The sequence below is a fragment of the Methylocaldum marinum genome (genome assembly GCF_003584645.1).
Lineage (GTDB): Bacteria > Pseudomonadota > Gammaproteobacteria > Methylococcales > Methylococcaceae > Methylocaldum > Methylocaldum marinum.
In genome coordinates, this window is record NZ_AP017928.1 from 3,793,045 (window position 1) to 3,806,304 (window position 13,260).

At 60.9% G+C, this 13,260-nt stretch carries 8 protein-coding genes; 6 read left to right on the plus strand and 2 right to left on the minus strand.

The annotated features are described in order from the left end of the window. Positions 1–197 precede the first annotated feature (197 nt). The 3 genes from sS8_RS16795 to sS8_RS16805 all read left to right on the plus strand — a co-directional run bounded on the left by sS8_RS16795 (position 198) and on the right by sS8_RS16805 (position 1,887). Entirely contained in the window at positions 198–446 is a 249-nt protein-coding gene (locus tag sS8_RS16795; protein WP_145986571.1) for a hypothetical protein, read from the plus strand. Between the two features lie 99 nt (positions 447–545). Then, positions 546–812: a hypothetical protein gene (locus sS8_RS27710; RefSeq protein ID WP_145986572.1), complete on the plus strand. Its 267-nt coding sequence runs from the start codon at positions 546–548 to the stop codon at positions 810–812. Between the two features lie 565 nt (positions 813–1,377). Further along, on the plus strand, positions 1,378–1,887 hold the full coding sequence (locus sS8_RS16805) for an REP-associated tyrosine transposase (RefSeq protein WP_170161125.1): 510 nt from the start codon (positions 1,378–1,380) through the stop codon (positions 1,885–1,887). 250 nt (positions 1,888–2,137) lie between these two features. Here the strand turns inward: sS8_RS16805 and sS8_RS16810 are convergent, their stop codons facing one another. Further along, on the minus strand, positions 2,138–3,103 hold the full coding sequence (locus sS8_RS16810) for an IS110 family RNA-guided transposase (RefSeq protein ID WP_084161956.1): 966 nt from the start codon (positions 3,101–3,103) through the stop codon (positions 2,138–2,140). A gap of 844 nt (positions 3,104–3,947) precedes the next feature. Here sS8_RS16810 and sS8_RS16815 point away from each other — a divergent pair. The 3 genes from sS8_RS16815 (at position 3,948) to sS8_RS16825 (ending at position 10,108) form a co-directional block, all read left to right on the plus strand. After that, positions 3,948–7,277: a FecR domain-containing protein gene (locus sS8_RS16815; protein WP_170161126.1), complete on the plus strand. Its 3,330-nt coding sequence runs from the start codon at positions 3,948–3,950 to the stop codon at positions 7,275–7,277. Between the two features lie 578 nt (positions 7,278–7,855). Then, the gene (locus sS8_RS16820) at positions 7,856–8,491 is read left to right on the plus strand and encodes a hypothetical protein (RefSeq protein ID WP_145986574.1); all 636 of its coding nucleotides are present in this window, start codon (positions 7,856–7,858) and stop codon (positions 8,489–8,491) included. 219 nt (positions 8,492–8,710) lie between these two features. Then, entirely contained in the window at positions 8,711–10,108 is a 1,398-nt protein-coding gene (locus tag sS8_RS16825) for an amidohydrolase family protein (protein ID WP_119630656.1), read from the plus strand. A 401-nt stretch (positions 10,109–10,509) separates the two neighbouring features. On the opposite strand, the gene sS8_RS16835 is transcribed toward sS8_RS16825, so the two are convergent. Beyond that, positions 10,510–12,465 carry a heparinase II/III domain-containing protein gene (locus sS8_RS16835; RefSeq protein ID WP_170161128.1) on the minus strand — a complete coding sequence of 652 codons (1,956 nt, stop codon included), beginning with the start codon at positions 12,463–12,465 and terminating at the stop codon, positions 10,510–10,512. Positions 12,466–13,260 lie beyond the last annotated feature (795 nt).

The following is a 13,260-nucleotide window of genomic DNA, read 5'->3' on the forward strand; positions in this document are numbered from 1 at the left end:
ATATCATCCACTACCTACATAAAAATCATCTGCAGCCTACAAGCCTTTTTGCTGCCGTTTCGCGAAGATACGCCGGCTAACGAGCGCCGAATGGGGCGAACCCCATGGTGTGAATCCGGCCCCGAACCCGCGGGCAAGACCCCGCGGCTCACGGCGCGTCGAGCAACGGTTTCATCCATAGTCTTGGGAGCATTCGAATGTTGGGAATTAAACGTCTTCAGATGTTGTTGGGATTGTTCACCCTCGCGATCGCCCTGGCACCCGCCGCCGAGGCCGCGGACGGCGTCTGCGATATCCAGAGCCTGAAAGGCCGCTACGGCTTTCAGGCGTCCGGCCGCGTGGACGTGCCGGTCAAGGCGGGCGCCAGGGTCGATTTGGCCAAAACCGAGACCATCCACTTTGCCCAGGTGGGCACCCTGGAAGCGGACGGCGAAGGCAACGCCTAAATCAAAGTCACATCGACCGGCCATAACTCACCGCCCGCCACCTCCAAAAGCAGCGCCGTCTATACCGTCAACCCCGATTGCACCGGCACCATCCGCTACTTGCTGGGCGACCCCAAGGTCGACGCGGCCGAGAATGGTCCGGGCTATGCCTTCGTTCTCAAACCCGACGATACCTTCAGCTTCATCAGCACTATCACCAACATGGTTTTGACCGGCTCGGCGTGGCAAATTTTCGATGCCACCAGTGAACCAATTCCACGTAGTGCCGGCGACGGAGGGCTGCTCTATGCGGCAGCGCAATGCAGTCTTATTTGTCCGAACGGATACTGGTGGTCTATCGGAGCCTTTAGCTGCCTACCGTGTTGAACTGACCGGATCGGGAGGGTGCGCCACCCGCTCTCCAACGCCACCGATTTTGTAGGTCGGCAATCCTTTGCCGACGTTAACCGGTCGGCCGGCGCTTTCGTCGGCAAGGGATTGCCGACCTACGACCGTGCCTCCCTGTAGGTCGGGAATCCTTTCCCGACGTCACCGCCCGGACAACCGCTTTCGTCGGCAAGGGATTGCCGACCTACGACCGTGCACCCTGTAGGTCGGGAATCCTTTCCCGACGCCGCGGCCCATTCGAGCGTCTGCGTCGGCAAGGGATTGCCGACCTACGACCGTGCCTCCTGGTCGGTCGGGAATCCTTTCCCGACACCGTGGCCCGGTCGAGCGTCTTTGTCGGCAAGGGATTGCCGACCGACGACCGTGCCGCATTGTAGGTCGGGAATCCTTTCCCGACGGCACCGCCCGATCCAGCGTCTGCGTCGGCAAAGGACTGCCGACCTACAACCGTGCCACCCTGTAGGTCGGGAATCCCATCGCGACACAACGCGTCGGCATAAGCTCAATGTTCTATATTTCAACTACCACCGATTCATTTGATCTCATGCCTCGCTATCGACGGTATTATCTTGCCGGCCACCCCGTCTTCGTTACCTTGGTCACCCAAGGCAGGAAGCCATGGCTCGCCGACGAAGTTTCCGTGCAGATTTTGCTCGCCTCCATGAGGTCGGTTAAAGCGATTTACCGCTATAGGCACCTGGCGCATGTCGTATTGCCGGACCACTTCCATTGGCTGTTCAAACCGGATGACGCGGTCCATGTTTCAAAGATCATTGCCGCCGTAAAGCGGGAAGTGACCTGGCGTTTCAAAGCCGTCGCCGGCCTGCCGGGCTCTTGGTGGCAGAACCGATTCTATGATCACATCGTTCGGGACCAGGACGATTTCGCCCGACATTTGGATTACATCCATTTCAATCCGGTCAAGCATGGGATTGCCCGGAATCCAGGGGCATATGCGCACTCCAGCTTCCATGAATGGCGGATGCGCGGCGCCTATCCCGAAGCTTGGGGCGCGAGCGAGCCGCCGTCGATCCGGGGAATGGATTTGGATTAGAGAATGGTTGGGGAAAGGGTTTGTCGGCAAGGGATTGCCGACCTACGACAGAGCGCCTTGTAGGTCGGGAATCCTTTCCCGACGCCGCGGCCCATTCGAGCGTCTGCGTCGGCAAGGGATTGCCGACCTACGACCGTGCCTCCTGGTCGGTCGGGAATCCTTTCCCGACACCGTGGCCCGGTCGAGCGTCTTTGTCGGCAAGGGATTGCCGACCTACAACCGTGTCGCCTGGTAGATACTGTTATCCGGGTCAAGTGCCATGGAGTGCTGGATCGAAGGGTTTTCCGGACTTGAGGACGCCGAAAGCGACCTGGAGGAGCTTGCGCATCATGGCACCGATGATGAGCTTGGCGGGCTTGCCCGAGAGCGCGAGCCGGTTCTTGAAGGGCTGGCCCCAAGCGGTCTTATACAGGATCACCATGGCTGGCATGTAGAGGGCTTTGCGCAAGAAGGCATGGCCGACCTTGGACAGCCGCGGCTTGGTTTTCACGCTCGTTCCGGACTCCTGCCGGCGCGGGTCGAGCCCGGCGAAGGCGACGGCTTGTCGGCTATTGGCGAAGCGGCTGGGCTCGGCATAGAAGGCGAGCAGAATGGCGATGGTGCGTTCCCCGATACCGGGGATGCTCTCGAGTAATTCGCGCTTCCCCTTCAGATCGGGGTTAGAGTCGATGTGCTCATTGATGGTTTTGATCAGGCTCTTGATCTGCTGATCGAGCCAATTCAGGTGTTCTTGAATGTTGGTGCGCACCGCGTCCCGGGCGACCTCCAGGCGGTTACTTTCCTGGGTCCGCAGGGCTTGCAACGCATCCAGACGCAACACGAGCGCGCGCAAGGCGATTTCGGCTTCGCTTCTCGCCTGCCAGGGAGGCGGATGGCGCTCGGCGCAAAATTCGGCGATGAGGCGCGCATCGACGGCATCGGTTTTGGTCCGGGTTAAGCGGGAAGCGGCATAGGCTTTGATTTGGGCAGGGTTGATGACGCTGACAGTGAACCCTTGGGTAGCCAAGCACTGGGCGACGTCTTCCCAATACACCCCAGTGGCTTCCATACACACGTGAACATTCCGTGCCTCTGGGCCGGTGAGCCAAGTGACGAGGGTGGCGAACCCGTCTTGGGAGTTGGCGATGACTTTGGTTCGGAACTTCCCGTTGGGGAGGCGTAACGCGCAGTCCAGTTTGGCTTTGGCGACATCAATTCCGAGATAAAACGTGGGCATCATGAACCTCAAATGATCTACCTTGTGAATGCGGGCTGCCGGCAAGCCGGGCCGAAGATACTGTTCGATCGCTCGATGAGGGTGAGCGACTGCTGCATCGATCTACGCAACGGGCTTGGTGTCCCAAGGGCGGGAACGGCATCCAGTCGCTCAAACCTGGAGCGCCCTCCAGGCCTGTGGTGACCGGTCGGGAGTCTTCTCCAACCCCTTCCGAACCACACGGAATTCATAATACAAGGTCGGGAATCCTTTCCCGACGTCACCGCCCGGACAACCGCTTTCGTCGGCAAGGGATTGCCGACCTACAACCGTGTCGCCTGGTAGATCGGGAATCCTTTCCCGACGTTACGACTGACACCTTAAATCACACGCGAATACCAGCATCAGGCCGGCGCTCCGCCTGCCGCGCCGGCCCCGGCAACTCGGCCCATCGGTCGTGTCGTCCATTTCCTACAGAAAAATCAGCACAGGACTACAAGCCTTTTTGCCTCGGTTGCAAGAAGATACTCACGCCTGCAGTCCTCGTCGGTATGAATGCAAACCTCCCGCAAGCCGCGTGAACCCATCTCCAAACCAACGAACGAAATCCGTCTTCCGAAGGCCTTCGAAACCCGGTTACTTCTCTACAATTCGGAGCAAACGATTGGAGTAACTGATCGATCGAAGAAAGTCCCCGCCCCGTACGGGGGTTGCCTGAGTTTGCTGTCCGAATCCCTTCCGAGGCGTTTGGTTCGACCGTTTCCAGTCCCGGCCGATTTATTCCGAAAGGGAAACAACGGAGTACGTCTTGCAGCTACGGAAAAACGTTTGTCGGCACTTGATGCAAAAATCTGCCAAATTATTCTTGACCATTGTTGCATTTTTCACGAGCGGACCCGCTCTCTCGGATGCCTGTGAACAATGGGCCGCCCGTCTGGTGTCGGCGCAGGGACGGGTCGAGATCAAGCCTTCCGGCAAGCCGTCATGGGAGCCGGCCATGTCCGAGGAGACCTTCTGTCCCGGCGACAAGATCCGAACGCTGGCCCGAAGCCGCGCATCGTTGCTCCTGCCGAATCAAACCTACATCGCGCTCGATCAGGACACTATCGTGGTCTTTTCGGATGGAAAGGCGGAAGCGCCGTCCTGGCTCGAACTGCTCACCGGCGCCCTGTACGCCCGCAGCCGGACGTCCAAGCCGCTCGACATCCGAACCCCATACATCAACGCCGCCATCAAGGGCACCGAGTTCCTCATCAAGGCGGGTCCCGAGGGCGGCCAGGTCACGGTCTTCGAAGGCGAGGTCGAGACCTCCAATACTAAGGGACAGGTCGTGCTCAAGGACGGCCAGACCGCCGTCGCAGCCCTCGGCGAGGCGCCGCGCCTGGCCCTGGATCTGCGGCCGGAAGACAGCGTCCAGTGGGCGCTTTATTTCCCGCCGCTGGTGGACTACGCCGCCCTGCAGGCGCGCGTGCGCGACCCGCACGTCGCCGAAGCCCTCCGCCTTTATGCCGACGGCGACATCGTCGAAGCCCTGGCCGCGCTCGATCGCGTGCCGGACGCGCGCCGCGATGTCGATTTCGCCGCCCTCTACGCCGGCCTGCTCCTGAGCGTGGGCCGGGTGGACGAAGCGGAACCGCTGCTGGCCGCCCAGGCCCGGGGGGCGAAAGCGCCTGCCGCCATCGACGCCTTACGCGCGGTCATCGCCCTCGCCCGCAACCGGAAGCCGGAAGCGCTCGACCTCGCGAATAGGGCGGTGCAAACCGACCCCGCTGCGGCTTCGGGCTGGATGGCGCAATCCTATGCACGCCAGGCCGCGTTCGATCTCGAAGGCGCGCTGGCCAGCATCGACCGCGCGGCCGCGCTCGATCGCGGCGATGCCCTGGTCGAAGCCCGCCGGGCGGAACTCCTGGCCGGCCTGGGGCGCTGGTCCGATGCACGCAAGGCCGCCGAGCATGCGGTCCGGATCAACCCGCGCCATCCCCGCGCCCATGTCGTCTTGGGCTTCGTCGAACTCATGGACGGGGATGCCTCCGAAGCGCTGGCGAGCTTCGGGAAAGGCGCCGAGCTCGATTCCGCCGATCCCCTGGCCCGCTTCGGCTCGGGGCTGGCTCTGGTGCGCAAGGGCGAGCTGAAGGAGGGTACGGCGGCGATCGAGACCGCCGCCAGCCTCGACCCCGGCGACGCCCTGATCCGCAGCTATCTCGGCAAGGCTTATTACGAGCAGAAACGCAACGCAGTCGCCGAAAAGCAGTTCGACCTCGCCAAGACCTTCGATCCCAAGGACCCCACGCCCTGGTTCTACGAAGCGATCAAGAAGCAGACCGAAAACCGGCCGGTGGAAGCGTTCAAGGAACTGCAACGCGCGATCGAGCTGAACGACAACCGCGCGGTCTACCGTTCCAAGCTCGCTCTGGACGACGACCTCGCCGCCCGCAGCGCCGCCCTGGGGCGCATCTACACCGATCTCGGCTTCGGCCAGCGCGCCGTGGTCGAAGGCTGGCGCTCGCTCAGCGTCGAGCCGGGCAATTATTCCGCGCACCGGCTGTTGGCCGATTCCTACTCGTCCCTGCCGCGGCACGAGATCGCCCGCGCTAGCGAAGTGCTGCAATCGCAGTTACTGCAGCCGATCAACACCACCCCGATACAGCCCCACCTAGCAGAAGGCCGGCTGCTGATTCCGGACGGCGCGGGGCCGTCGCGGCTTTCGTTCAACGAGTTCAACCCCATGTTCACCCGCGACCGCTTCAGCTTCCAGGCCTCCGGCATTGCGGGCAGCAACGACACCTTCGGGGAAGAGCTGGTGCATTCCGGGCTCTGGGACAACTTCTCCTACAGCCTTGGCCAGTTCCATTACGAGACCAACGGCTTCCGCAAGAACAACGACTTGCGCCAGGATATTTATAACGTCTTCGCCCAGGGCATGGTCAGCCCTAACTTGAGCATTCAGGCCGAATACCGGCACCGACATTTGGAGCATGGGGATTTGCTGTTCTACGGCAACCTGGAGACTTTCGACGATAGCTTTCGGCGCGAGGTCACCACCGACAGCATTAGGACCGGCCTTCGTTATTCGCCCACCGCGAACTCCGACGTCATTCTTTCGGCCATGTATCTGGACACGTTGCACAACCGCGTTGAAATGATCCTTTCCCGGATCCCGAAAAATCTTTCGGAGACCATGAGCCAGCGTGGCTTTGCAGGAGAAGCCCAGTACATCTACCGGCGCGACCCCTTCGATCTCATTTTAGGCGGCGGCCGCCGCGACTTGTCCGTCGAGTTGTCAAATGAGTTGGCAAGTAGCCTCGGCCTTTCCAGCGAGCGTATCGCTTACCACATCCGCCACAGTAATGCTTATCTGTATTCCCATATTCGCTTTCCGAAGACCATGACCTGGACGCTGGGCATGAGCTACGATTCATCGTGCAATCAATGGGTGGGAGACTACGGCCAGGTCAACCCGAAAGTGGGACTGGCGTGGGAACTCACGGCCGACACCATCCTACGCCTCGCCGCATTCCGAACTTTCGATCGTGGCGTCGAGCACGATGCCACGATCGAACCCACCCAGATCGCAGGGTTCAATCAGTTCTTCGACGGTTACCCGACCACGGATGCCAGGCGCTACGGCATCGGTCTGGATCACAAGTTTTCGTCCGATCTCATGGTGGGTTTGGAGGCCTCGTTACGGGATATGATTACGCCTATCCTTCCGAAAGTGAGCCTGGATACGCAGAGCGAAATATTGAAACAAGAAGAAATGCTGTACCGTGCCTATGGCTACTGGGCGATCAACGATAATTTCGCTGCCGGCCTGGAGTATCAGTTCGATATTTACACGAGCGGCGATGAGACGAGATACCAGAATCATATCGCCCCGCTGAGTTTGAGTTATTTTCATCCCTCCGGCCTATCGAGCACTATCACGGTGACCTATGTCAATCAGGAGGCCCTCGAACGGAATGACCCTTCGTCTAGGAACCACGACGACAATCAGTTCGCACTGCTCGATTTTGCCCTGAGGTATCGTTTACCCAATCGCTTTGGCACAGCCGGATTCGTCGTAAAAAACGTGCTGGACCAACAATTCGATTTCCTCGGGCAGAACTCCCTCGGCTATCGAACCGGGCGCCTGGAGGAGACGCCTTTGTTCATTCCGGAAAGGACGATGTTTTTTCACCTTACGCTGGCATTCTGAAGACTCCGAACTGATGTCCCGGAACGCATGCCAGTCAGGCCTGGGCGTATGGGCGATCCGGCGCCACAACATCCCAACAGCGACACGGCTTGGGAATCGGCCGAACGCGAAGACGCGCCATGCGCACCCGGCCGTTCTCTAACCACCCGATTTTTGTCGGGAATCCTTTCCCGACGTCACGGCCCGGTCGAGCGTCTGCGTCGGCAAGGGATTGCCGACCTACGACCGGGCACCCTTGTAGGTCGGGAATCCTTTCCAATCGCAAACGGTGTCTCCGGGAGCACCGGAGCCACCCTTCCAATCGCAAACGGCGTCTTCGGGGGGCACCGAAGCCGCCCTTCCCGACGTCACTCGGCCCGGCTTTCGGCTCTGTCGTCCAAATCCTACAGAAAAATCAGCCATGACTGACAAGTCTTTTTAGCTCAGTTGCAGGAATATATGCCAGGTTCATGCCACCGAATCGTGCGAACGTAAACCACCGGCATGCTTTCACGAATCAGTCCAACGACGACACGCAGAAGGGATTGACTCGCAAGGTTTTTGAACATTTCACTTGCAGCTGTTTTGGGAGAAACCGAATGTTGAGGAATCGACATCATCAGACTTTGTTAGGTTTGTTCGTGATTTCGATAGCGATCGCTCCCGCCGCTCAAGCGGCGGACGGCACGTGCGGCGTCGATAGCCTGAAAGGCCGGTACGGCTTTCAGGCGTCCGGTCGAGTGGACGGGCCGAGCAGAACGGAGACCGACCTCGATCTGACCAAGACCGAGACCGTCCATTTTGCCCAGGTGGGCACCCTCGAAGCCGACGGCAAAGGCCATGCCTGGCTCAGATTCACCGAATCCGCGAATACGACGACGCCCGCAACCGCTCGACAGGGCGCCACCTACACCGTCAACCCGGATTGCACCGGAACCCTCCGGTTCACGGTAGACGATGCCGAATCGGACACCGCCGCCGATGCCCCGGGCTACGCCTTCGTCCTCAAGCCCGACCACGCCTTCAGCTTCATCGGCCTCGCCACCGGCACGGTCCTGACCGGCTCCGCCTGGCTCATCACCGATGCCGCCGGCGAGCCGGTTCCGGTTGCAGAGACATCTCCCGCCATCGCAGCACAACGCGTCACGCAAATTAGATATCGATGCGGAACCGACGGGTGCCCTCCGGACAGAGTGAGGGTCTCCGGAACAAACTACTGCATACCGTGTGACTGACTTTAGCCGGGATTGCCGATGGACGCAGCAGTACGCCCATCGGCAATCCCGCAACTTGCGCGAGCGTGCTTAAACCCGCCTAACCCCGGCCGTCTCGCCGGGGCACCTGTGAAACGGCACCCTCGTGCCGCCCGATCTCCTCCAAGTTCCTCCGCAATAAACGGCCCGGACCGCGGTCGAAATAAAAAGCTCAGGTTTTCTTGATTCGAATTGAAAGCGATGTGGAATTACCGATTGCCAAATACCGGCGTTTTTTTGGCAATCGCATTGTGGTTTCTATTGGTCGCCGGCGGGAGTAGAGCGGATGTGACGGCTTTTATCGGCGCTACCTTGATCGATGGCACCGGCGGCGTTCCGCGCGCCGACGCGGTGATTCTCGTCCGGGACGGGCGGATTGCCGCCGTGGGAAGCCGGAACGAGATAAGGATTCCGCCCGAAACGCGGGTGGTCGATGCGAGCGGTAAATGGATCGTTCCCGGCCTGATCGACGCCCACATTCACTTTTTTCAATCGGGCGGCCTTTATACCCGCCCGGACGTGATCGATCTGCGGGAGACTCGCCCTTATGGGGACGAGATCCGCAGCCTCAGGGAACGCATTCCCGATACTTTGGCCCGCTATGTGGCGAGCGGCGTTACCTCGGTGGTGGACGTCGGCGGCCCGTTGTGGACCTTCCAGGTGCGGGATCGCGCGATGCGAACCGAATTGGCGCCGCGCGTTGCGGCGACCGGGCCGCTGATTGCGACTTATTTTCCGCGGGAGCTCAAGGCCGACGATCCGGCGCTGATCAAGGTGGATTCCGCCGCGGAGAGCCGGTCTGCGGTACGGGAAATCCTGGCGCACAAGCCGAACCTCATCAAAATCTGGTTCATTCCGCTGCCCGGTCGGAGCCTTGTGTTTCAGACCGCCGTGGTCGAGGCGGCGATAGAGATGAGCCATGCGGTCGGCACACGGGTCGTTGTGCACGCGACCGATCTGGAGACCGCACGTGCGGCAGTGGTGGCCGGTGCGGACATTCTGGCCCATAGCGTGGATGACCGCCGGGTCGACGAGGCCTTCATCAAGCTGTTGAAGGATCGCGGCGTGGTGTACGTGACTACCCTGGTCGTCAACGAGGGTTACGAGGAGGTCCTCGGGAGGAAGGTGCGATTGACGGATATCGAGCGCCGCCTCGGCGATCCCGAAGTGATCGCGACCTTCGATGACTTGGCCGGCCTGCCCGCCCGAAAAAGACCCTGGGCTTACCGCTGGTTCAGCCGGGATGTCGCGTTCTGGAATCTGAAACGCTTGCAGGACAGTGGCGTGACCATAGCCGCCGGGACCGATGCCGGCAATATCGGCACCTTGCACGGGCCGGCGTTGCACCGGGAGTTCGAGCTGATGGCCGAGGCCGGACTCTCGCCCGGGGAGATTCTGGCGGCCGCGACCCGGGGCGGAGCGCGCGTCATGGGGCGCAGCGCCGAATTGGGAACCGTGGAGCAGGGCAAGCTCGCCGATTTCGTGCTGCTCGACGCCGATCCGCTGGCCGACGTTGCTCATTTGCGCCGCATTTTTCGCGTGGTCAAGGGCGGGGAAATGTTCGATCCCCGGGCCTTTGAACCTGGAAACGGCGGTTAAACGCTTGGAAGGCGTAGAAACGCCGCATGGATTCCGGCCGTCCCGCGTCACCGCGGCCGACAGGCGAAGACTCGTAGGATGCGGTGAACGAAGGGAACCGCCCTTCGACTGAGCTCAGGACAGGCCCTTCGACTGAGCTCAGGACAGGCCCTTCGACCCAGCTCAGGACAGGCCCTTCGACCTAGCTCAGGACAGGCATCGATCGCGGCCTTGCGATCGCAAACGGCCATCCGGGGAGCAGGTCGGCAATCCCTTGCCGACGAACCGGTTGGCCCAGCTGCACCGTCGGCAAGGGATTGCCGACTCGCTGCACTCCATCAAAGCGTACGACCGTCGTTTCCGAATCGAGCGGAACCGCCGGCCGGACAATCGCGAAACAAAGGTTCGACCGATTCATTCGGCTAGCGCGGGTCGAACACCAGATAGAATTGGGCCTGCTGCGCCATACCTTCGACATAGATGCCGCGGCGCGTGTAAGGGGCCGCGGAATCGGGGACGGTTCCCACAAACACCCGCTCCATGGCGCTTCCGGAAATTTGCAGGGAAAATCGCCGATCGCCGCAGTGAAGCGAGGCGCGCCAGTTTCCCGGAGTATGGTAGGTGGTCCAGTCGCTCCAGTATTGGAAAGGACTGGAAGTGGGCAGCGGCGCTCCTTCCGGTAAGACCTCGGCACCGCTGGTCACGGAGCAGGGCGTGTTCATGACCAAACCGATCGCTCGCGGGGTTTCCGAGTCGGTTTTCACCACCACTCTATCGGTGAACGTCCGGGTCCCGATAACGAGGCGCCTCGAGGCCGTTACGCCTTTGGCATAGGTCGGATGAGCAGCCTCCGCCAACGAGCCATCCGTGGAGACGTCGAGGAGCTGCCCTTCGGACGGCCAGGGCGATTGCCCGGAACCGTCGACCAGAGGCACGTTGTGGGCCGGCGCCCGGCGGAAATATCCTAGGTGCAGCGGAGAGCCGAAGCCGACGGTGCCGGCGTCTTTCAGAATCCAGGTGTCTCCGTACTGCAGTTCATAAGTAAGCGCTTCCTGCTGAGCATGAAAGGGGGCTTTCTGTCCGTAGCGCAACATGGCGTGCCAGCCGTTTTTCACGATTTGGACGGCGTCCAGGCCCGGCACCGGCCCCGATACCACCTCGGGCAGTACCGGTGTCGACTCGACCGCCTTGGGCGGATCGAGCAAAGTGTCCCAGGTCAGCTGGTCCCTCGCTTCTTCCAGCCCGATCCAGGTCGGCAGAACCCGGCGCGACGAAGCCCACAGGTCGCGGTTCGGTGCCTTGCGATTGGGAGGCGAGTCGTTGAGAGTCGGTGCGTCTTCATTGGCGAAGCGGACGGTCACCGGTGAAATCATCAGATTCTGCGCGATCCAGAGTTGCCGCGCGAACTCGGCCAGTCGCCCGCGCAGGGACGCGCCGATCAGCATTTCCACCAGGGCCTTGACCGTGTAATCCTGGTAGGAAAGCGAGTTTTCGTACCAGAACCAGTCCGGTGATACGCCTGTCTCCAGGAGCGAAGGAATACCCAGGGTCGAATTCTTGCCGAAATCGATCAGCTCCGGTTGTTCGAACTCGAGTCCGATCAGCGTCACCGCCGCGGCATGCCAGACGGCGATGTTGTGGACCTCGCGCGCCGAAGCCATCACATTGGTCGCCAACGGCAGGAACAGTCCTTCGCGCCAGTGGTCGGCGCGAGCAGCCGGGACATGGGGCTTAAGCAGCCGGACCGCTTCGATCAACACCAGGGCGCGGGTCGCTTCGTCCAGACTTTGGCTCAACAGCTGGGCCTGGCCGTTCCAGGTCTGCAGGGGAAAACCGAGGTAGGCGTCGGCGTAGAAATCGAGCTGCGAAACCGCCCAATCGAGATAGCGTCTGTCGTCCGTCAGGCGGAACAGCCGGGCCGCGTCCAGCACGCGATCGATGTTGTAGATCCGATTGTGGGTGATCCAGGCGGCACGCATTTTTTCGTAGCCGGGTTCGTCGGGCGGTATCGGCTGATCGGGGGTCCAGTTGAGGAGAGCGCCCGTGTCCGGATCGATGTAATCGTGGACCCAGCCGGCGACCCAGTCCGCGCTCTCGCGGGGCTGGCTCATCCAGGTGTTGAGCCAGTCGGTTCGTTCCTGCAACCAGGGGGCCCAGCGCGGGTCCTGTGCGATCCGCCGGCGGGCTGCGTCCCAATACTCGCGGGCGGCGCGGGCCGGCGAATAGCCGCCTTCGCCGGCCTTGAGCTCGGCGAAGGCGGCCTTGATTTCCTGATTGTCGGGCAGACCTTGGGCAGGCCCGGTGTCATCGGCTAGCGCTTCGAAAACGGCTCCCGACAGGACCAGGGCCAGCCCGCCACATAATCGTCGACGTCTCATCGTTTTAACTCTCCCTTGACTCTTGAGTATAAAAAAGTAGCTTTTGAATGAGCTTAGAAGTCCAAGCGCAATTTCGGCGGTCTCGGCGGCGATTTGAGCAACCTGAAATACCCTTGGACGAGGTGAGGCCGGGCAAGCCGCCGGCAACTGCTCCCGGCGTATCGAAAATGGATGACATGATGTAAGCTGTCCCATTGAATACCCTGGTCCTCGCCGTTTTTTATCCTTCTGGATACTCGGCGCATATTCGGTATATGGACCGATTTGATAAACGAGTTTTTTGTTTTTGGACTCGTGGCCAAAACGGTTCTTGATTCCCCGATATGACTGTATTTGACCAGAACGCTTTCCGCCTCCGGACTCTCGTTCCGGCCCGTCGTTCCCAGCGGGAAAGGGTTCGATTTACGTCGCGGAAGGTACTGTTTGCGGGCAAATTGCATGTATTCCATTCTTGCGGATTCCCGGCCGGCCGAGCATGATGCCGGACCGGTCAAAGCGGGTCGCGGTTTAAAAATTACGGATCGGCTCAAGGAAGCTCTGATTAAGTCTCCAATTCGGAGAAGCGACCTGCGCAACGGTTTGACCAAACTGGCCCTCACCCAACCCAGTCACTCCGCACATGCCCTGTGCGGAGCCGCAAGCGGCGCTCACGCGTGCACCCGTTCGCCGGGAGCGAACGGGAACGTGCGAAGCACGGCCCGAAGGGCGAGCCTCAGGGATGAGCCGAGTAAATCGGCAGTCGTGCCGATTTGCCCCGGAGGGAGAGGGTTTATTCAGAGCTTCCTTAAAACCATA